Origin of the sequence: Chromobacterium phragmitis (assembly GCF_003325475.1) — a bacterium.
Classification (GTDB): Bacteria; Pseudomonadota; Gammaproteobacteria; order Burkholderiales; family Chromobacteriaceae; genus Chromobacterium; species Chromobacterium phragmitis.
Map to the genome: position 1 here is coordinate 375,681 of NZ_CP029495.1, position 20,102 is coordinate 395,782.

A 20,102-nucleotide genomic window follows, 5' to 3' on the forward strand; every position below is an offset into this window, starting at 1 on the left:
GATCAGGATGGGTCTTGTTTCATGCAGGAAGGTCTGTCTATCGTGAAATATTGCCTGCGATGGAGAACACATGATGCGCGCCATCCTTTCTATTTCACTCGCGCTGCTGACCGCCGCCGCAGCCGCCGAAGCGCCGCGGGACCGCATGCCGCCGGATGAGGCGTTCCAGGCCTGCAATGGCAAGAAGGCGGGCGATACAGTCAGCTTCACCACCCCGCGCGGAGAAAAGATGAGCGGCAAATGCAAGATGATGCCCGCCCGCCTGGCCGCCGCTCCGGACCATCCCCCGCCGCCGCCAGACAAACCTCCCCAGCCTCCAAAATGAAAAAAGCCCGCGCCGTAAAGGCTGCGGGCCGTGAGGCTCTCTGACAGGCCTGGCTTAGCGCGCGGCCACCAGCTTGATTTCCACTTTCCACGCCGGATTCGCCAGCTTGGCTTCCACCGTGGCGCGGGCGGGCACGTTGCCGGCCGGCACCCAGGCGTCCCAGGCGGCGTTCATCGCGTCGTAATCGGCCAGGTTGGCCAGGAAAATGGTGACGTCGACGATCTTGCTCTTGTCCGAATCCAGCTCTGCCAGCAGGGCATCGATCTGAGCGAGCACGTTCTCGGTCTGGCCGCGCGCGTCGGCGTCGGTGTTTTCCGGCACCTGGCCCGCCAGGAAGATCAGGCCATTGGTGACCACGGCTTCGGCCAGGCGGGCGCCCTGCTTGTGACGGTAAATGCTCATATCGTTCTCCTTATTGGATGAGTGGGTGGGCATGACGGCTGATTCTAGCGATAAAGCGCTCAGCTGTCCCGCTGCGCCCGCTCCAGATCCGCAATCAGCGCCGCTTCGCCCTCGACGCCGACCGACAGGCGGATCAGATTGTCATGGATGCCCAGCGCCGCGCGGCGCTCCGCCGGAATCGACGCATGGGTCATCGCCGCCGGCAGGCAGACCAGACTCTCGACGCCGCCCAGGCTCTCGGCCAGCGTGAACAGTTTCAGCCTGGACAGGAAGGCCTTGACGTCGCCTTTCAGGTAGAACGATACGATGCCGCCGTAGCCCTGCATCTGGCGGCGCGCCAGCTCATGCTGCGGATGGCTTTCCAGGCCCGGATACAACACTTTCTCCACCCAGGGCTGCGCCTCCAGCCAGCGCGCGATGGCCAGGCCGTTGCGGTTGTGCTGCTCGATGCGCAGCGCCAGCGTGCGCAGGCCGCGCAGCACCAGGAAGCTGGGGAAGGCATCCAGAATGGCGCCCACCGCGTTGTGCAAGAAGGCCAGCTGCTCGGCCAGTTCCGGCTTGTCGCGGCTGACCACGGCCACGCCGGCCACCACGTCTGAGTGGCCGTTCAGATACTTGGTGGCGGAGTGGACGACGATGTCGAAGCCGAAATCCAGCGGCCGCTGGTTGACCGGCGAGGCGAAGGTGTTGTCGACCACGCCGATCAGATCATGGCGGCGAGCGATGGCGGACACCTGCTGCAGATCCACCAGCTGATTCAGCGGATTGGACGGCGTTTCCACCCAGATCATCCGCGTGTTCGGCCGGATCGCGGCTTCCAGCGCGGCGCTGTCCTCGGAAGCGACATAGGTCACTTCCAGATTGGCGCTGGCCTTGCGCACCTTCTCGAACAGGCGGTAGGTGCCGCCGTACAGATCATTGACCGCGATCAGGTGGCTGCCGGCCGGCAGCAGCTCCAGCACGGTGGAAATCGCCGCCAGGCCGGAACCGAAAGCATAGCCGCGGACGCCGCCTTCCAGTTCGGCCACCGCGCGCTCCAGCGCTTCGCGGGTCGGGTTCTGCGAGCGGGAATACTCGTAGCCGGTATGTTCGCCCGGCGCGCTCTGGCGGTAGGTAGAGGTGGCGTAGATCGGCGGCATCACCGCGCCGAACGGATCCTCGTGGGCGCCTGCGGTCACGGCCAGGGTGTGGAAATCGGTCATGTTTTATCCTTTCTCAAAATCATGCGCCCCGGCGCATGGCGTCAGGGCGGAAAATCGGTTTAAGCAGCGCGCGGCTGGCGTCGCCAGAACGACAGCAGGTCGGCCTGGGTGATCAGGCCCAGATAGCGGCCCTTGTCGACGATCAGCGCGATGTGGCCGTCGTTGAACACCTGCAGCAGATCCTGCAGCGAAGCCTGCGGCGACAGCGTGCGCACATGGCCGCTCATCGCAGTGGCCACGGTCTGGCGGAAGTTTTCCGGCTCGCCGTGCACCGACAGCAGCAGGTCCCACTCGTCCAGCACGCCGACCACCTTGTCGTCGTCCAGCACCGGCATCTGCGACACGTCGTGCAGCCGCATCCGCTGGTAGGCGACATTGAGCGGCTCGTCCGGATGGCACGACACGGTGCTGCCGTCCTGATGGCGGCGGACGATCAGGTCGGTCAGCCCGCCCACCTCGGGCAAGCGCAGCATGCCCTGGTCCACCAGCCAGTCGCGGTTGTACATCTTGGACAGATACTTGTTGCCGCTGTCGCACACCAGCGTCACCACCCGCTTGGGCTCGGTCTGCTCGCGGCAGTAACGCAACGCCGCCGCCAGCAGCGCGCCGGACGAGGAGCCCGCCAGAATGCCTTCGCTGCTCAGCAGTTGCTGCGCGGTGTCGAAGCTTTCCTGGTCGCTGATGCGGAAGGCGCGCTTCACCATCGACAGATCGGTCAGCGGGGGAATGAAATCTTCGCCTATGCCCTCGATCAGCCAGCTGCCGGCCTGGCCGAAACTGCCGGTCTCGACGTAGTCGGCCATCACCGAGCCCACCGGGTCGGCCAGCACGAAGGCGGTGGCCGGCGATTGCGCGCGGAAGAAACGGGTCAGGCCGGTCAGCGTGCCGCTGGAGCCGACGCCAACCACCACCGCGTCCACTTCACCGTTCATCTGACGGAAGATCTCCGGTCCGGTGGTGGTTTCATGCGCCAGCGGATTGGCCGGATTGTTGAACTGGTCGATGTAGTAAGCGCCCGGCGTCTCGCTGGCGATGCGCGCCGCCATATCCTGGTAATATTCCGGATGGCCCTTGCCGACATCCGAACGGGTCAGCACCACCTGGGCGCCCAGCGCCTGCAGGTGCAGAATCTTTTCCCGGCTCATCTTGTCCGGCACCACCAGCGTCAGCGGATAGCCCTTCTGCGCCGCCACCAGCGCGAGGCCGAGGCCGGTGTTGCCCGCGGTGGCCTCGATGATGGCGCCGCCGGGCTTCAGCTTGCCGTCGCGCTCGGCCGCCTCGATCATGGTCAGCGCGATGCGGTCCTTGATCGAGCCGCCCGGGTTGTGGCTTTCCAGCTTCAGATACAACTCGCACGGGCCGGTATCCAGATGGCTGACGCGGACCAGCGGCGTATTGCCGATCAACGATAGAACGCTATTGTCCTGCATTTCCATACTCCTGGCTATTTTAAAATTACTTTTAGTAATTTTTTGTTATATAAAAATGGCAAAATCTTCTACAAAATCGAAGTAGTCCTACTAAATATAATCAGCCTTCACGCCACCGCACTGGCCTGCATGAAGCTGTAGAAGAATACCAGTTCCGGGTCGCTCCTAAGCAACCTTAATTCCTTTGTCATTGACTCGACCAGCTCGGCGTCCACCCTGCCCGCTTCTATCAACTGGTCGGCGGCGGACAGCAAGAGCTGGGTCCAGTAATCCAGCACCTGCTGGCGCCGGTGCGGCTCGCGGCTGTCCAGATGCCAGGTTTTCACCTGGGTCTCCACATGGCGAAAGCCCAGCCGCATCAGGATGTTGCCCAGCTTGGCGCCGACGAAGGGATCGCCGCCCACCGACAGCTGGTGGTCGTTGAAAGCCATCCAGTACTTTTGCAGATTGGCCGAATACGGCGCCAGGAAGAAGGTGGCGTTCATCGCCTCCGTCGCGTACAGCCTAGCGCCGGGCTTCAGCACCCGCCGAACCTCGGCCAGCACGCGCTCCGGCGAATGCACATGCTCGAGAATCCAGCACAGGAAGGCGCCGTCGAAGCTGGCGGGCGGGAAGTCCAGATCCTCCGCGTCCATGTGCAGCAGCGTCGCCCTGCCGTGCTCAGGGCTGCCCTGCAAGCGCTGGCGCGCCACCGCCAGCTGCCGCTGGCTGAAATCCAGACCGGTGATGTCCACCTCGGGGAAGCGGCGCAGCAGGATCTCGGTCTGCGCGCCAACGCCGCAGCCAACCTCCAGCAACTTTTTCACGCCGGAAAGATCGACGTCGCGGTACACCATCGCCTCGGAAAAGCGCGCCTGGCGCACCAGCCTCGCCTGCTCGGTGGCGGAAAACCCGTGGATGTAAGGCAGATCGGACTGCGTCTGCATCAATTGCAATGCACTCATCTCGATGACCTCGCTCGAATAGCAACAGGCCATCATTATATTTCTTTCAGCTATTTTGAAATCAAACTTTATTTTCTATTTGAATATAGAAAAAAACGCTAACGGCATGCCGGACGATAAAAAACCCCGCATCGTCGGATGCGGGGTTGGCAATGAAAACGGGAATCAGGCTTCAGGCCAGCGCGGTCTGCCTCAGATTCTGAGAGAAACGCTGCAGCGCGGCGATGCCGGACGCTTCGGCGCGCGCGCACCAGTCCTGCAACTCCTGCAGCAACTGCTCGCGGGTCAAGCTGGAACGCTCCCACAGACGGGTCAGTTCCTGGCGCATATTGTAGATGGTGGCCAGCACGTGGCTCTGCTCCAGGATGCGGGCCAGTTGATCGCGGTCGCACTCGGGCAGGTCTTTGGCATCCTGCTTCAGCCACACCTTCATCTTGCGCGGCAGGTTGACCTGCGGCAGCTCGGGCAGGCTCAGCTTGGCCAATTCCGCGCCGCACTCGGCCTTCAGCTCGCGCGCGTAACGCGAGGCGATCGCGTAGCGGTTGGCGATGATGGCCTGCAGGTGCTCCAAGTCCAGTTGCGGCCGAGACGGATCGTGGGCCAGTTGCGGAGCCACCTTGCGCACCTTGGCCAGGCCGCAGATTTCCAGCATGCGGATGTACATCCAGCCGATGTCGAACTCGTACCACTTGTACGACAGCTTGGCCGAAGTGCCGAAGGTATGGTGGTTGTTGTGCAGTTCCTCGCCGCCCACCAGAATGCCCCAAGGCACCAGATTGGTGGAGGCGTCCTCGTTCTCGAAGTTGCGGTAGCCCCAGTAATGGCCTAGTCCGTTGATCACGCCGGCGGCCCAGAACGGAATCCAGATCATTTGCACGGCCCAGATCGACAGGCCGATCGGCCCGAACAACGCCAGGTCGATGAGCAGCATCAGCACGATGCCCTTGGCGTTGTGCTTGCTGTAAACGTTGCGCTCCAGCCAATCGTCAGGGGTGCCGTGGCCGAATTTGTCCATGATGGACTGGTCCTTGCTTGCCGCGCGGTACAGTTCGGCCCCTTCCCACAACACCTTCTTGATGCCGAGCACCTGCGGGCTGTGCGGGTCTTCCTGGGTTTCGCAGCGCGCGTGGTGCTTGCGATGGATGGCTGCCCACTGTTTGGTGACCATGCCGGTGGTCAGCCATAGCCAAAAGCGGAAAAAGTGGCTGGGAATGGCATGCAGGTCCAGCGCGCGGTGGGCCTGATGGCGATGCAGAAAGATGGTGACCGAAGCGATCGTAATGTGGGTCAGGATCAGCGCGGCAACGATATTGCCCCACCAAGGCAGATCCAGCAGACCATTGAGCCAGTTCAGGTTCATGTATTCGCGGCGTCCGATATCTAGAGACAAAGCTCTATTCTATAACATGCCTGCCGCCTGCCGAAGCAAATTCGTTCGCAAGCCGAGCCGACAGCGCATCCGTCCATGCATTGGTGTACCATAGGACATCATTTCACCCTAGTTCAGAAAAATACTAGTGTTGCCAAAACGTCGACTGATCATTGCCGGCGCCGCCATCGGCGGCCTGTTCGTTCTGTACGCGGGCTCCAGTTACTGGGCCGGCGTCAAGGCTGAGGACACCTTGCAGGAACAACACAGGATGCTGGCCGGCCTGCCCCTGTTCAAGGTCAAATCGCACAGCTACGAGCGCGGCTGGTTCTCCTCCACCGAGACCACCGAGCTGGTGTTCAACCGCCATCTGTCCGGGCCGTACGAAAACATGCTGCCGGATAACATGAAGCCGTTGCTGAACGCGACCATCAAGTTCACCAACCACGTCAAGCACGGTCCGTTGCCGGGCTTGGGCGACTTCGACTTCCGGCCGGGCCGCGCCTTGGTTCGCACCGAGTTCGCGATGAGCGACGCCACTCGCAAGACGCTGAAGACCTTCTTCGGCGACAAGGACCCTATCGCCATCACCAACCGCATCGGCTTCGGCGGCGGCGGCATGCTGGAAGTGGCGGTGCCGGCCTTCGACTACGAAGAGGCGCTATCCGGCGTCAAGATGAAGTGGAAGGGCTTCGACCTCAAGGTCGATTACGCCAACGGCTACCAGGAGTACAAGACCGAGGCGCTGTCGCCAGGTTTCCTATTGGAAGCGGCCAGCAAAGGCAACGTCTCGTTCGAGGGCGTGCGCTACGTGTCGGACATGCGTCCGGGCAACACCGGCGTCAAGCTGGGCACCAGCGAGCTGACCATAGGCAATGTGCAGCTGAGCTCGCGAGAGAGCGTGCCGTACAGCATCAAGCTGAACGAGCTGATCTACCTGATGACCCGCGTCCGCGTCGGCGAATTCGTCAATCCGTCCGGCGAATTCAAGCCGTCGTCGGTGGTGCTGAAAAACTTCAGCTACCAGATCGTCACCAGCGAACAGGACGAGTTCGTCAACACCCGCGGCAAGGTCAACTTCGCGGAGCTGAGCTTCAACGCCAACCGCTACGGCCCGCTGCGGCTGGACGTGTCGGCCAACCACCTGCACGGCCCCACCCTGGTCAAACTGGACAACGCGATCAGCGAGATTCCGTTCGAAGGCGTGGACCCGGCGGTACTGCGCAAGCAATACGTCGACACCATCAAGAAAAACGCGATCCCGCTGCTGGAGAACAATCCCAAGCTGCTGATCAACGAGTTCTACCTGAAAATGCCAGCCGGCGAAGCCAAGCTGCAGGGCAGCCTGGGCATCAGCGGCTTCGTCAAGACCGACCTGAACGACATCGCCCAGTTGGCCAAGCGCATCGAAGCCGACGCCAAGCTGAGCCTGCCGCGCCAAACGCTGGAAGATCTGGTGCTGACCCAGGCGCGCAATCTGTTCACCGTGGATCAGAGCGCCGAAGAGCAGCCGAACATGCAGGAGGTGGAGGATCTGGCCAGGAGCCTGCTGGACAGCCAGCTGTCGCAGTGGAAATCCGGCGGCTACCTGGTGGAGGAAAACGGCCAGATCTCCACCGACCTGAAATACGACGCCAAGGGACTGGCCATCCACCAGCAGAAAGTGCCGCTGCCATGGGAGGAAAGCGAGGAGCCGGCCGACGCTTCCGCGCCCGCCGCCGAGTCCCCCAAGCCGGCGGCCAAGAAATAAGCCGGACGCAAAAAAGGGCTGTCGCGACGACAGCCCTTTTTCTTTTGCTCCGCAAGATCAGGAAGCGTCTTCCATCTGGCTTTGCAGATAGTTTTGCAGACCGACCTTCTCGATCAGGCCCAGCTGGGTCTCCAACCAGTCCACGTGCTCTTCCTCGCTCTCCAGGATGTCTTCCAGCAGATCGCGGCTGACATAGTCCTTGGAGGTCTCACAGTAGGCAATGGCCTCGCGCAGCAGCGGCAGCGCGTCCATTTCCAGCTTCAGGTCGCACTCCAGCATTTCTTTCGGGTTCTCGCCGATATGCAGCTTGCCTAGATCCTGCAGGTTGGGCAGCCCCTCCAGAAACAGCACGCGCTCGATCAGCTTGTCGGCGTGCTTCATTTCATCGATGGACTCTTCGTATTCGTGCTCGTTGAGCTTCTTCAGGCCCCAGTTCTTGTACATGCGGGCATGCAGGAAGTACTGGTTGATCGCGGTGAGCTCGTTCTTGAGAATCTGGTTCAGGTACTTGATGACCTTCTTGTCGCCTTGCATGTCATATTCTCCTGAAAAATCGTTCAGGCATTATGGCACAGCAGGGACATAGCTCAAGGCATAAATGGGAATAGCCAGCTCACCGGCTGGCATGGGGGCTGAGATCCGCCCCGCGGAGAGAGGATCAGGCCGCGGTGCGGGCCACCGAGCAGGCGGTCAGTTCGCTTTGCGCGTCCTTGCGTATCTGGTTGGCCATGCAGGCGCACTTGCCGCAATCGGAAGCGACGCCCAGTTCCCGACGCAGGTCGCACATGCGCGTGGCGCCGCCATGAACCGCCTGGCGGATCTGGCTATCGGTCACTGCATTGCACAAGCAGACATACATCGGAAGCCCCCTCTGGCTTACAATCAAGAATAGTTATCATCATCATAGGGACAGACAAGAATGATTGTCAATAACAAACCTCATCAATGGAAGCCGAATGCGACAGTCGCCGCCATCATCGAGCGCGACGGCCGCTTCCTGATGATCGAAGAGGAAACGCCATCCGGACTACGGCTCAACCAGCCCGCCGGCCACCTGGAGCGCGGCGAGACGCTGCTGCAGGCCGTGGCGCGCGAAGCCCGGGAGGAAAGCGGCTGGCTGTTCACGCCGCGCGGGCTCACCGGCATCTACCTGGCCGATGCGCAGCATGGCGACATCACCTACATGCGTTTCGCCTTTCACGGCGACGCCGTCCCGCCCGCCTTCCCGCCGCGGCTGGACGTGGGCATCGTCGCCGTGCACTGGCTGGCCTACGAGGACATCTCCGCGCAGTCGGCGCGGTTGCGCAGCCCGGTGGTTCTGCAATGCCTGGCAGACTATCGCAATGGCATCGCGTATCCTCTGCAACTGATACGCGACCTGCGCTGACCCGCCCGCCACAGGATGCCCGATGCGACTACTGATACCCCTGCTGCTTGCCCTGCTCCTGCCCGCCGCCCGCGCCGACGCGCTAAACATCTGTTATCATTACGGATGTTCCAGGCACGCCCAATTCGGCATTTCAGAAGAGGAGCATGACTGGCTGGCAACGCGGCTGGCCCGCGCCGAGACGGCCCCCGACGAACGCGACGCGGTAGCCGACGCCGTGCTGGCGCTGTACCGCATCGCCGCCCGGACAACGCCAATCTGGCAAGATAGGGGCGGCAATTTCCGCGACGGCCCGGCCGAAGGCCGGATGGACTGCGTGGACCACAGCAGCAACGTCACCACTTTCCTCAACTACCTGCAACGCCAGGGATGGTTGAAATTCCACCGCGCGGCGCCACCTGAATGGCGCGCGCCATGGATTCTGGATTTGCATTACACCGGCGTGCTGCGCGACAACGCCGACGGCCAGAACTGGGCGGTGGACAGCTGGTTCAAGGATTTCGGGGAACCGCCCGTGGTGGTTCCCCTTTCAGTTTGGATGACGGGATACGAGCCTCCGGCCGTGTCCGAGCCTGTCAGGCAGGCAAGAAAAAGCAAGGAAGGAAGCACCCCGTGACGGGTAAGAAACGCATCGTCGTCGGCATGTCCGGCGGCGTGGATTCGTCGGTGACCGCCTGGCTGCTGAAGCAGCAGGGCCATGAAGTGATCGGCGTGTTCATGCAGAACTGGGAAGACGACAACGACGACGAGTACTGCTCGATCAAGCAGGACGCGCTGGACGCGATGAGCGTGGCCGACATCGTCGGCATCGACATGGAGATCGTCAACTTCGCCAAGGAATACAAGGACCGCGTGTTCTCGTACTTCCTGAAGGAATACTCGGCCGGCCGCACGCCGAACCCGGACGTGCTGTGCAACGCCGAGATCAAGTTCAAGGCCTTCCTCGACTACGCGATGGCGCTGGGCGCCGACTGCATCGCCACCGGCCATTACGCGCGCAAGCTGGAGCAGGACGGCACCCACTACCTGATGAAGGCGGTGGACCATACCAAGGATCAGAGCTACTTCCTGTACCGCCTGCAGCAGCATCAACTGGCCAAGGCGATGTTCCCGCTGGGCGACATCCGCAAAACCGAAGTCCGCCAGCTGGCCGAACAGGCAGGATTGCCCACCGCGGCCAAGAAGGACTCCACCGGCATCTGCTTCATCGGCGAACGGCCATTCCGCGAATTCCTGCAACGCTACCTGCCCACTTCGCCGGGCCAGATGGTGACGCCGGAAGGCAAGGTCGTCGGCGAGCACATCGGCCTGATGTACTACACGCTGGGCCAGCGCAAGGGCCTGACCATAGGCGGCAGCAAGGACGGCAACGGCGAGCCGTGGTTCGTCGCCGGCAAGGACATCCCCGCCAACAAGCTGATCGTGGTGCAAGGACACGACCACCCGCTGCTGCTGAAACCCACCTTGGCCATGGCCGACCTGAGCTGGACGCTGCCTGACGCGCCCGCAGCTGGCGAATACAGCGCCAAGAACCGCTACCGGATGGCGGATGCGGCCTGCTCGCTGTCACCCATCGTCGACGGCCGCGCCAGCCTCACTTTCCAAGAGAAGCAGTGGGCGGTGACGCCTGGCCAATCCGCCGTGCTCTACCACGGCGACATCTGCCTGGGCGGCGGCATCATCCAGTAAACCGCGCCAGCCCTCGCCACGCGCCCCGCTCTCGCGGGGCGCGCTCTTTTTCGTCACACCCGCGCGCCGCCTTCGTTCATCCGGATATCCGCCGCACCCCGCCGGCGCTGGAGGTTCCGTTAGATGCGCCTGTCCCGTTTCTGCCTGTCGCTGCTGATCGCCTGTTGCGCGCTTGCCCAAGCCGCTCCATTGCCCGCAGTCCAGGTGCGCGGCTCCCTGGCGCTGCTGCCCTGGGCCAGGCGGGCCGCGGAAGACTACATGGCTCGCTATCCCGGCAGCAGCGCCTTCGGCGCGCAGTCGCTGCTGGACGGCAACGCCGACATCGCGCTGGCGCACGGCGCGATGCCGCCCTCCTGGTAATCCCGTCTGGCGCGCAGCGGCGTCAAGCTGGCGCAGATCGTCGCCGGCTACCAGGCCCTGCTGCCGGTGGTCTCCCCGGACAATCCGATAAGCGATATCGATCCGCTGCGGCTTCGCGCCGTCTTCACCAGCGCCATCGTCGACTGGAAAGAACTGGGCGCGCCGCCTGGACCGGTGACGCCGCTGGTGGGCCCGCCCTCCGGCGGCCAGGCCTGGCGCGAAGCGGTACTGGGCCCGCTCGGCCGTTTTGCGCCTCATAGCGCGCTGATAGGCGGCGACTGGGCGGCGGAGCTGGCGCCGGGGCTCAAACCGTTGACGCTGTCGGGCCTGCGGGCCGATCCGGCCCTGGTGGCCAGCGGCCGCTATCCGTTGCGCATTCCCTTGCTGTTGCTGACCCCGCAACCGCCGACACCCGCCGGAGCCTCCTTTCTCCGCTATCTGCAAAGCCGCCTGCGCGCCGGAGACCGGCCATGAGCCTAGCCCGCCTCTGGCATCGCTTCGCCGCGGCGCCCCTGAAGTGGCGGCTGCTGCCGCTGCCGGCGGCATTGGCCCTGCTGGCGCTCGCCAGCTCGCCTTGGTGGCGTACGCCGATGGCGCCCGCGCTGACGCTGGCCGGCGCCAGCCAGCTTCAATCCCTGCTCGCCGAACTCGGCGCCGCCTACGAAGCCGGCCGCGGCAAACTGCTGGTGGAGGGCGGCGGCTCCGTCGCCAGCCTGATCGCAGCGCGGCGCGGCGTGATCGATCTCGCCGCCGTCAGCCAGCGCCTGCCGGACTGGCAGGACGAAGCGGACCTCCACTACCACCTGCTGGCGCGCAACAGCATCGCCTTCATCGTCAATCGCGCCTCGCCGCTGCGCGCGCTGGCGCGGCGGCAATTGCGCGAAGCCCTGACTGGCGACATCCGCAATTGGCGGGCGCTGGGCGGTCCCGATGCGCCGATACGCCTGTTGACTCGAACCGAACCCTCGTCCGCCCGGCAGTTCGTCGAGGAAGTCGTGCTGGAGCACCATGAATTCAGCGGCCTGGCCGAACCGCTGGACAGCGCGGCGCGGATGCTGGCGACGGTGGAAAGCGATCCGCTGGCGCTGGGATACCTGTCCATGCAGAAAACGGAACTGGACAAACGGGTGGCGCTGCTGGCGATTGACGGCGTGGCGTTCTCCCGCGCCACCATCCTGTCCGGCCGTTACCCCTACGTTCAGGACCTCTACCTGGCCTATCAGGACGACGCCGCCGGCCGCGTCCGGCCGCTGCTCGACTGGCTGAAAACGCCGCCTGCCCAAGAGGCGATAGAGCGGCATCAGCTGATAGCCGTCTACTAGCCGCCGGACACGCGACATGGCCCAAGAACTCGCCGACATCGCCAATCAACTGATCAACCGCCTGCCGCTCCAGCGGCGCCGGCTCCTCGCCGCCGGCCTGCTGGCGGCGTTGGCCGCCGCTTCGCTGGCCTTCCTGCTGGATACGCTGCCGCGCCGCGCCACGCTTCGCATCGCCGGCGGGGAAGTGGTCAGCAATCGCCAGTTCCTGGCGCGCATGCTGCAAGAGGAGGCCGCCGTCCGCGACCTGACCCTGGAGATTCTCCCCGCCCGCGACGCCGAGCAAACGCTGGAGCGGTTGAACCGCAGCGAGATCGACCTGGCCTTCGTCCAGGGCGGCCTCACCGGCCATTATCCCCATGTGCGCCAATTGAGCGCCATGCCGCCGGAATTGGTCCACGTTCTGGTTCGCCCCGGCATCGCCCAACTGGCGGAGCTGAAAGGCAAACGGGTAGACCTGGGTGGACAAAGCGGCCAATCCAGCGACAACGCGCGCCAACTGCTGGACTTCGCCGGCCTGCGCACCGATCGGGACTATCTGGCGAGCGACCTGCCTCAGGAAACGCTGATGGCGCTGCCGGCCGACAAATTGCCGGACGCCGTCGTCAACGCCTCCTACCCGCCGTCCATGCTGGCCGACTTTCTGATCCGCCAACGGGATTACCACCTGATCGCCCTGCCCTTCCCGGCCACGCCGCCCAGCCGGCTGGATTGGGCGGCGGCCGCGGACATCCCCGCTTCGCTATACGGCCCGGACGCGCCGGCGCAATCACTGCGCAGCGTCGGCACCAGCCTGCACCTGCTGGCCAGCGACCAAGTGGACGCCCGGGCCGGATACCAGCTGCTGCAAGCCCTGTACAGCCCTTCGATGGCCGCGCGGCTGCAGATGAGGCTGGACGAGACACAGTTGACGCGTCCTTCCGGCTTTCCGCTGGCGAACGGCGCCCAATCCTTTCTGGAGCGGAACACACCGCTGATCTCCCGCGAGAACTTCGACAAGGCCAAGTCGCTGGGCGGCTTCCTGGTTTCGCTGCTGTCGGCGTTGCTGGTGGCCCGGCGCTGGTTTCGCGGCGAACCGGTCCAATTGGGCAAATGAATTTTCCACCTGAGCAGGCACTTGACATGCGGGAACCCGATGACAAAGAGCTGGAAGAATTCTGGCGGCACCCGGCGCTGCAGGCGCTGCCTCCGGAAGAACGCGCGCGGCTGGCCGGCCAGCTGCGCCTGCTGCGACTGGAGCCGGACCAGGTGCTGTTCGCCGACGAGCAAACGGCCAGCCACACCTACCTAAGGAATGGCGGCGGCGACAAGGCTTCATCGGCGGCGAGGCCGCGCTGGGAGAAGCCCGGCGGCGCGGCGACGCCTGGGCGGATGGGGAGGCCACGCTGTACGCGCTGCCGCTGGCGCCGCTGCTAGAACTGGCCGAGCGCCATCCCGGCTTGCGGCGGGCGCTGCGCTCCGCCCCCGCCGGACAGGACTGGCGGCGCGCCTGCCTGCTGCTCTATGGCCTGGCGCTGACGCCGGTGATGCCGTCCCAGCTGGCGCGCGGCGCCATCGTCTCGCCCTTCCTCGGCACCTTGCTGGAGCAGGACGGCAGGCGTCCGCGCGAAGGCGCCGCCCTGTTCGCCAGCGCCATTGCCGGCATCAGCCTGGCCGCCGCGGTGTTCCTCACCGGCAAGCCGGCCAACTTGGTGGTGTTCGGCCTGTTCGACAGCCAGACCCAGTTCGCCTTCGACTGGCTGCCCTGGCTGTGCGCGGCGTCCTTCTCCGGCGCGCTGCTGCTGCTGGCCCACTGGCTGGCGATGCGGCTGCTGTTTCCCGCAACCGAAGCGCCGGCCGCGGGCGACCGCCTGCTGCGGCTGCAAGCCGAAGCCCTGGGCCCGCTCAGCCGGAAGGAAAGGGGCGCGCTGGCCGCCATCGCGCTGATCCTGCTGGGCACGCTCAGCCAGCCCTATCACCAGGTGGATGTGCCCTGGCTGTCGCTGGCCATTCTGGTGGTGCTGCTGCTGTTCGGCGCGCTGCGGCGCGAAGACCTGAACCAGCGCGTGGACTGGTCGGTGCTGATTTTCATCGGCTCCATCATCGCCTGGGCGCCCATCATGCACCAGACCGGCATAGACCGGCAGATCGCAGCCTCGCTGGCCTGGGTCGGCGCGTTCATGAAAGCCTCGCTGCCCGCTTTCCTCGCGCTGCTGTGCGCGGCCATCGTTCTGATCCGGCTGGCGCTGCCGGAGCTGGTAGCAGAAGTGCTGCTGCTCACCTTGCTGCTGCCGTTGGCCGCCGCCGCCGGCGTATCGCAATGGCTGATCGGCTACGCGGTGCTGACCATGTGCGAGGCCTACCAGTTCGCCTACCAGTCTCCATACCAACTGTACCTGGAAAGCCAGCACCCAGACGGCGCGTTCGACCGCGCGCGGCTGCTGCGCTACAACCTGGCGATGACGCTGGCGCGCGCGCTGGCCATCTTCGCCTCCCTTCCCTTCTGGTCGCTGCGGAATATCCTATGATCAAGCCACTGCTCGCCGCCGCCAAACTCGCTTTCGCGCTGGGATTCTCCGCCCTGGTCGTCATCCACAAGCTGCACAGCCCGCGCATCCTGGTCATCCACAGCTACGATCCGGAGTACAGCTGGGTCAAGGAGGAGAACGAGGGGCTGCATCGCCTGTTCGACAAGCATCCGGACCGGCGCAATCGATGTGATCCAGCGCTGGAAACCGGACGTCGTGATCTTGGTCGACGACATCGCCCAGCGCCTTGTCGGCGCCCGCTATCTCAACCACCCTCGCATGAAAATCGTTTTCGCCGGCGTCAACAACCGTCCCGGCGCCTACGGCTACGATCAGGCCGGCAACGTCACCGGCGTGCTGGAGCGCAAGCCGCTGCAGGCGGTGGACGACACCCTGGAGATGCTGTGGCGGCAGATGAACGGCGCCGGCAAGCCGCGGGCCCTGCTGATAGGCGACCAGTCCTTTGATTTCGCGGCCGGCCTGTTCGAATACCAGGACTACCAGCGCCGCTGGCGCCATATCCGCTGGTCCGCTCCAGTCGCCGCCGCCACCTTCGAGGAATGGAAGCTGTTGGTGCTGCGCGCGCCCGCCGTCGCCGACTTCATCCTGGTCAGCGACTACCGCCAGCTGCGGCGCGACTTCGGCGGCAAGGCTTTCGTCCCGCCCGCCGAGGTGATGGCCTGGACCGAGCGCAATGCCAAGATTCCGGTGCTGGGGCTGACCACCGCCGCCACCCAGGACGGCGCGATGATGGGCGTGGCCACCGCCGGCTACGAGCAGGGCTGGGAAGCCGCGCGCATGGCCTACGCGCTGACCCAGGGCGTGCCCATCCGCCAGTTGCCCATCGTCAGCGGCAAGGAGTCGATGATTTCCACGCGCCGCGCCGCGCCGCGCTGCGCCGGCGCGGCTTCGACATCCCCTTCATCTACGAGGCCTTCGCCCGGGCCAAGGACCTTCAATTCGATTGAGCCGCCCCAGACGGCAGAAGGAGACAGCATGAAACCATTGCGTATCGGCCTGAACGGCCTGGGCCGGATCGGACGCGCCCTGTTCCGCCTCAACCGGCTGCGCCGCCAATTCGAGCTGGCGATGATCAACGAGGTGAACGAGGACGCGGCCAATCTCGCCTACTTGCTCAAGTACGACACCCTCTACGGCACGCTGCCGGAGCGAGTGGGCTTCGGCCGCGGCAGCCTGAGCGTGGAGGGACAAGCCATCCCGCTGACCCGTTGCGCCGACGTCACCGCCGCTCCATGGCGGGAACACGGCGTGGACGTGGTGATAGACGCCTCCGGCGACGCCAGGCATCCCGCCCGCATGGCAACCTGGAACGACTTCCCAGGCTGGACCATCACCACCCACGCCGTTGCCCACCCCGGCGTCCGCACCGTGATCTTCGGCGTCAATGAGCGGGATTTCGATGCCCGCGCCCAGCGGCGGTTGTCCTCCAGCATCTGCGACACCGTGGCGCTGGCGCCGCTGGCCGCGCTGCTGGAGCGCGAATACGGCATAGTCGGCGGCTTCGTCACCACCCTGCATCCCTGGCTGGGGCAGCAGCGCCTGCTGGACGGGGCCGCGGTGGGAACCGACTCCGACGCCATCGGCAGCCACTTCTCTCTGGGTCGCGCCGCCGCCGGCAACCTGATTCCCAAACCGACCAGCGTGGTGCAGGCCGCGGACATCGCGCTGCCCGGCCTTGCCCGCAAGCTGCAGGCCTTCTCCTACCGCGTGCCCACTCCCAGCGTCTGCTCAGCGGTGCTGGACGTAGAGCTGGAACGCCCCGCCTGCGCCCATGAGCTGTCGGCGCTGTTGCGCCAAAGCGAGCAGCGGCAGGCCTGGCCGGTCCTGCGCAATATCGGCGAGCCGCTGGTTTCCAGCGATTTCCGCGGCAGCGAGCACTCGCTGATCGTCGACCAGCGCTGGACCGCGGTGCAACGCGAGCGGCGCGCGCGGCTGGTCTATTGGTACGACAATGAATGGGGCTACGCCTCCAGAGTGCTGGACCTGGCGGCGATGATAGCGCACGCAGGCTGATGGATGCCCAACAAACAGCGGCGCTGCTGGATCTGCTCGGCCGCCTGGCCGACCGGGCCTGGAACGATCCGGCCAAGCGTGGCGAAATCCAGGCCGAGCTGCTGCAGGTGCTGCAGGCTGGGGAATTGCAGACGCTGGAGCCGCAACTGGCGCCGCAATCCCAGATGGCCGACCTGAGCCGGCAGGACGCGCTCAGCGACAGCCTGTTCAAATCTGGCTGGCGGCCTTACTGCGGCTGGGTCTGCGGCGTAGGCCTCAGCTACCAGTTCCTGCTGCGCCCCTTGCTCAACGGCCTGGCGCTGGGCAACTTCCCGTCGCTGGAGGTGGACACCCTGATGACGCTGCTGTTCGGCATACTGGGGCTGGGCGTCTACCGCACCATAGAAAAGGTCAGGCGCTGAGTTCAAGCCGGCGGCAAGGGCTGCAGCCGCCTCAGCCACAGGCCGATTCCCAGCAAGGCCAGCAAGGCCAGCGCCAGCACCGTAGCCACGCCATGCCAGCCGCCCCGTCCCCACATCAGGCCGGACATCGTGCCGAACACGCTGGAGCCCAGGTAATAGGCGGCGAGATACAGCGCCGATGCCAGCGCCCGGCCCTCGCGGGCGCGCAAACCCACCCAACTGCTGGCCACAGAGTGGGCGGCGAAGAAACCGAAGGTATACAGCGCCACGCCCGGCATCAGCAGCCACAAGGTGTCGCCCAGCGTCAGCGCCAATCCGGCCAACATCATCGCCACCATCAGCCACAACACGTTGCGCCGGCCCAGGCCATCGGCCAGCCGCCCCACCCAGGCGGACGACCAGATGCCCACCACGTACAGCGAGAACACCAGCGCCAGCGCGCTCTGGCTCAGATGGAACGGCGCAGCCAGCAAACGGAAGCCCAGATAGTTGTACAAGCTGACGAAGCAGCCCATCAACAGGAAGGCGGTGAGAAACAGCCAAGGCAGGCCGCCGTCGCGCAGCATGCCGCGCAGCTCGCGCCCCATGCGGGCGAAGTCGTGGCGGCGCGGCTGGAAGTGGCGCGAAGCCGGCAGCCAGCGCCAGAACTGCCAGGCGCCGACGCAGCCCAGCAGCGCCAAGGCCAGCACCGCGCCGCGCCAACCGAAGTGGTCGGCCAGCACCGCGCCCAGCAGCCGTCCGCACATGCCGCCCAACGCGTTGCCGGCGATGTAGAGCCCCATCGAATGGCCCAGCGATTTGGCGTCCACCTCCTCGCTCAGGTAAGCCATCGCCACCGCCGGCAGCCCGGCCATCACCAGGCCGAAGGCGGCCCGCAACTGCAGAAAGGCTCCGAAGCCGGCGACAAAGGCGGACAGCAGCATCAACACCGCGCCCAGCGCCAGCGCCAGATTCATCAACGCGCGGCGGCCGAAGCGGTCGGCCAGCAGACTGGCCGGAATCAGCGCCAGCGCCAGCGCGCCGGTGGACATCGACACCACGCCGCTGGCCGCGGCCGGCGTCAGCGAAAAATCGTGCGCGAACAAGGGCATCAAGGGCTGAGTGCCGTAAACCATGGCGAAAGTGCAGAAACCGCCGATGAACATCGCGCGAGCGGTGGCGCGGAAAGCCGGGGTGCCGGCGTGAAGCTTGCCGGCGGGCGGCTCGGTGGCGAGCGCGGCGTCTCTCAGCGCGGCGGCGGGGGGGAAAGTAGGCACGATGACAATCTCGCATTCAACGACACCGTCAGCTTAGGCTTGGGTAAAATCACAGTCCAATATATATTTCACGCAAGATTAATACTTAAAAAGTATCAATATGGAACTGCGCCATCTGCGTTACTTCCTCGCCGTGGCCGAGGAGCTGCACTTCACCCGCGCCGCCGAGCGGCTGCACATCGGCCAGCCGCCGCTGAGCCAGCAGATTCAGGCGCTGGAGGCGGAACTGGGCGCGCCGCTGTTCCGCCGCCACCAACGCAAGGTGGAGCTGACCGCCGCCGGCCTGCAGCTGCTGCCGCGGGCCCGACAGATTCTGGCCGACAGCGCCGCCGCCGCCTCTGCGGTGCGCCGGGCTGCCCAGGGAGAAACCGGCGAGTTGCGCATAGGCTTCACCTCGTCATTGCCGCTGACGCCCATCCTGCACCACAGCCTGCAACGCTATCGCCAGGCCTACCCCGACGTCCGGCTGACGCTGAGCGAACGGTTCACCGCCAGCCAGTTCGACGCGCTGGAGCGCCGCCAGCTGGACCTGGGATTCGTCCGTTTCAACGGCCCCGCGCCCAGCCCGCAAATCCGGGTGGAAGAGCTGCACCGCGACCGGCTGCTGGCGGTGGTGCCCAGCGGCCACCCTCTGGCAAGCGCGGACAGCGTGCCGCTGGCACGCCTGGCCGGCGAGCCGCTGATCGGCTACCCGCGCGACTCCGGCTCCGGCCTGAGCGACGTGGTGCGCCTGCTGGCGCGGGAAAACGGCGTGGAATTGAGACTAGTGCAGGAAGCGGGCGAGGCGATCACCCAGATCGGCCTGGTGGCCGCCGGCGTCGGCATCGCCATCCTGCCCTCCCCGCTGGAAAGCGTGCGGATACCGGCGGTGCGCTACGTGCCGCTGTCGGACGAAGCCGCCTATCTGTCGATGGGCATCGCCGTCCGCCGCGACGACGACTCGCCGCTGGTGGCCAACTTCCTGGCCGGCGTAGAGGGAGACTGAGCTAGCGCCCGCCGGACACGTCCAGCAGGCTGCCGGTGCAGAACGAGGCGGCGTCGGACAGCAGCCAGACGATGGCCTGCGCCGCTTCCTCCGGCTGGCCGGCGCGCAGCAGCGGCACCGACGGCGCCATTCTCGCCGCGCGCCCCGGCTCGCCGCTGGACGCGTGGATGCCGGTGGCGATCAATCCCGGCCGCACCGCGTTGACGCGGATGCCCTCGGCCGCCACCTCGCGCGCCAGGCCCAAGGTCAGCGTGTCGATCGCGCCCTTGCTGGCGGCGTAATCGATGTATTCGCCGGCGGAGCCCAGCCGCGACGCGGCGGACGACACATTGACGATGGCGCCGCCGTCGCCGCCGCGGCGGGTGGACATGCGCCGCACCGCCTCGCGGCAACACAATATCGGCCCCAACACATTGACGCGCAGCACCCGCTCCACCCGCTCGGCGCGGTAATCCTCCAGCCGGCCCAGCGGCGCGGTGACGCCGGCATTGTTGACCAGCCCGTCCAGGCGGCCGTAATGGCAGAGCGCATCATCGAACAGGCGGACAATGGCCTTCTCTTCCGACACGTCGGCGCGGAACAGCTCGATGGCGTCGCCCAGCTCCGCCTTCAAGGCTAAAGCGCTGGCTTCGTCGGCGCGGTAATTGGCCGCCACCCGCCAGCCTTGCGCCACCAGGAGCCGCGTCGTCGCCGCGCCGATGCCGCGCGTGCCGCCGGTGACCAGAACGACTCTTCCGCTCAT

At 65.4% G+C, this 20,102-nt stretch carries 23 protein-coding genes; 14 read left to right on the top strand and 9 right to left on the bottom strand.

Going from position 1 to position 20,102, the window contains the following annotated elements; genetic code table 11:
• Positions 1-70 precede the first annotated feature (70 nt).
• The gene (locus tag DK842_RS01870) at positions 71-325 is read left to right on the top strand and encodes a hypothetical protein (RefSeq protein ID WP_114059842.1); all 255 of its coding nucleotides are present in this window, start codon (positions 71-73) and stop codon (positions 323-325) included.
• Between the two features lie 54 nt (positions 326-379).
• On the opposite strand, the gene DK842_RS01875 is transcribed toward DK842_RS01870, so the two are convergent.
• From DK842_RS01875 to DK842_RS01895, 5 genes are all read right to left on the bottom strand, one after another.
• On the bottom strand, positions 380-727 hold the full coding sequence (locus DK842_RS01875) for a RidA family protein (RefSeq protein WP_021478614.1): 348 nt from the start codon (positions 725-727) through the stop codon (positions 380-382).
• A 59-nt stretch (positions 728-786) separates the two neighbouring features.
• A complete protein-coding gene (locus DK842_RS01880; RefSeq protein ID WP_021478613.1) occupies positions 787-1,929 on the bottom strand; it encodes a trans-sulfuration enzyme family protein in 1,143 nt (380 codons plus the stop codon).
• A 59-nt stretch (positions 1,930-1,988) separates the two neighbouring features.
• Positions 1,989-3,359, bottom strand: a complete 1,371-nt coding sequence (locus DK842_RS01885) for a pyridoxal-phosphate dependent enzyme (RefSeq protein ID WP_114059843.1) — start codon at positions 3,357-3,359, stop codon at positions 1,989-1,991.
• Between the two features lie 107 nt (positions 3,360-3,466).
• Positions 3,467-4,303 (bottom strand): class I SAM-dependent methyltransferase, encoded by an 837-nt coding sequence (locus DK842_RS01890; protein WP_198414614.1) that lies wholly within the window; start codon positions 4,301-4,303, stop codon positions 3,467-3,469.
• Between the two features lie 172 nt (positions 4,304-4,475).
• Positions 4,476-5,693, bottom strand: a complete 1,218-nt coding sequence (locus tag DK842_RS01895) for a DesA family fatty acid desaturase (protein ID WP_232538572.1) — start codon at positions 5,691-5,693, stop codon at positions 4,476-4,478.
• A 127-nt stretch (positions 5,694-5,820) separates the two neighbouring features.
• On the opposite strand from DK842_RS01895, the gene DK842_RS01900 reads away from it, so the two are divergent.
• Positions 5,821-7,422 (top strand): YdgA family protein, encoded by a 1,602-nt coding sequence (locus tag DK842_RS01900; RefSeq protein WP_232538573.1) that lies wholly within the window; start codon positions 5,821-5,823, stop codon positions 7,420-7,422.
• A 57-nt stretch (positions 7,423-7,479) separates the two neighbouring features.
• Here DK842_RS01900 and bfr read toward each other — a convergent pair whose 3' ends face one another.
• A complete protein-coding gene (bfr, locus tag DK842_RS01905) occupies positions 7,480-7,956 on the bottom strand; it encodes a bacterioferritin (protein ID WP_011136946.1) in 477 nt (158 codons plus the stop codon).
• Positions 7,957-8,080: 124 nt separating this feature from the next.
• Entirely contained in the window at positions 8,081-8,281 is a 201-nt protein-coding gene (locus DK842_RS01910; protein ID WP_114059845.1) for a (2Fe-2S)-binding protein, read from the bottom strand.
• Between the two features lie 60 nt (positions 8,282-8,341).
• On the opposite strand from DK842_RS01910, the gene DK842_RS01915 reads away from it, so the two are divergent.
• The 11 genes from DK842_RS01915 (at position 8,342) to DK842_RS01965 (ending at position 17,119) form a co-directional block, all read left to right on the top strand.
• Positions 8,342-8,809, top strand: a complete 468-nt coding sequence (locus DK842_RS01915; RefSeq protein ID WP_114059846.1) for an NUDIX hydrolase — start codon at positions 8,342-8,344, stop codon at positions 8,807-8,809.
• Between the two features lie 22 nt (positions 8,810-8,831).
• Entirely contained in the window at positions 8,832-9,425 is a 594-nt protein-coding gene (locus DK842_RS01920; RefSeq protein ID WP_114059847.1) for a hypothetical protein, read from the top strand.
• Positions 9,422-10,498 (top strand): tRNA 2-thiouridine(34) synthase MnmA, encoded by a 1,077-nt coding sequence (gene mnmA, locus DK842_RS01925; protein WP_114059848.1) that lies wholly within the window; start codon positions 9,422-9,424, stop codon positions 10,496-10,498. The genes DK842_RS01920 and mnmA overlap by 4 nt, the downstream gene beginning before the upstream one ends.
• 123 nt (positions 10,499-10,621) lie before the next feature.
• Positions 10,622-10,858 carry a type 2 periplasmic-binding domain-containing protein gene (locus tag DK842_RS01930; protein WP_114059849.1) on the top strand — a complete coding sequence of 79 codons (237 nt, stop codon included), beginning with the start codon at positions 10,622-10,624 and terminating at the stop codon, positions 10,856-10,858.
• 66 nt (positions 10,859-10,924) lie between these two features.
• Positions 10,925-11,332, top strand: coding sequence for a type 2 periplasmic-binding domain-containing protein (locus DK842_RS01935; RefSeq protein ID WP_114059850.1), 408 nt, complete (start codon positions 10,925-10,927; stop codon positions 11,330-11,332).
• Positions 11,329-12,180 (top strand): substrate-binding domain-containing protein, encoded by an 852-nt coding sequence (locus tag DK842_RS01940; RefSeq protein WP_114059851.1) that lies wholly within the window; start codon positions 11,329-11,331, stop codon positions 12,178-12,180. The genes DK842_RS01935 and DK842_RS01940 overlap by 4 nt, the downstream gene beginning before the upstream one ends.
• 16 nt (positions 12,181-12,196) lie before the next feature.
• On the top strand, positions 12,197-13,273 hold the full coding sequence (locus DK842_RS01945; protein WP_114059852.1) for a TAXI family TRAP transporter solute-binding subunit: 1,077 nt from the start codon (positions 12,197-12,199) through the stop codon (positions 13,271-13,273).
• Positions 13,274-13,299: 26 nt separating this feature from the next.
• Positions 13,300-13,593, top strand: a complete 294-nt coding sequence (locus DK842_RS01950; RefSeq protein WP_114059853.1) for a hypothetical protein — start codon at positions 13,300-13,302, stop codon at positions 13,591-13,593.
• Between the two features lie 23 nt (positions 13,594-13,616).
• Positions 13,617-14,684 carry an SLC13 family permease gene (locus tag DK842_RS01955; protein WP_114059854.1) on the top strand — a complete coding sequence of 356 codons (1,068 nt, stop codon included), beginning with the start codon at positions 13,617-13,619 and terminating at the stop codon, positions 14,682-14,684.
• 216 nt (positions 14,685-14,900) lie between these two features.
• On the top strand, positions 14,901-16,718 hold the full coding sequence (locus DK842_RS01960) for a glyceraldehyde 3-phosphate dehydrogenase NAD-binding domain-containing protein (protein WP_145963956.1): 1,818 nt from the start codon (positions 14,901-14,903) through the stop codon (positions 16,716-16,718).
• Complete coding sequence (locus DK842_RS01965; protein WP_168194800.1) at positions 16,718-17,119, top strand: 3TM-type holin; 402 nt, start codon at positions 16,718-16,720, stop codon at positions 17,117-17,119. The genes DK842_RS01960 and DK842_RS01965 overlap by 1 nt, the downstream gene beginning before the upstream one ends.
• 2 nt (positions 17,120-17,121) lie before the next feature.
• On the opposite strand, the gene DK842_RS01970 is transcribed toward DK842_RS01965, so the two are convergent.
• Positions 17,122-18,375 (bottom strand): MFS transporter, encoded by a 1,254-nt coding sequence (locus DK842_RS01970; protein ID WP_114059857.1) that lies wholly within the window; start codon positions 18,373-18,375, stop codon positions 17,122-17,124.
• Positions 18,376-18,475: 100 nt separating this feature from the next.
• On the opposite strand from DK842_RS01970, the gene DK842_RS01975 reads away from it, so the two are divergent.
• On the top strand, positions 18,476-19,360 hold the full coding sequence (locus tag DK842_RS01975) for a LysR family transcriptional regulator (protein ID WP_114059858.1): 885 nt from the start codon (positions 18,476-18,478) through the stop codon (positions 19,358-19,360).
• Position 19,361: 1 nt separating this feature from the next.
• On the opposite strand, the gene DK842_RS01980 is transcribed toward DK842_RS01975, so the two are convergent.
• Complete coding sequence (locus DK842_RS01980) at positions 19,362-20,102, bottom strand: SDR family oxidoreductase (protein WP_114059859.1); 741 nt, start codon at positions 20,100-20,102, stop codon at positions 19,362-19,364.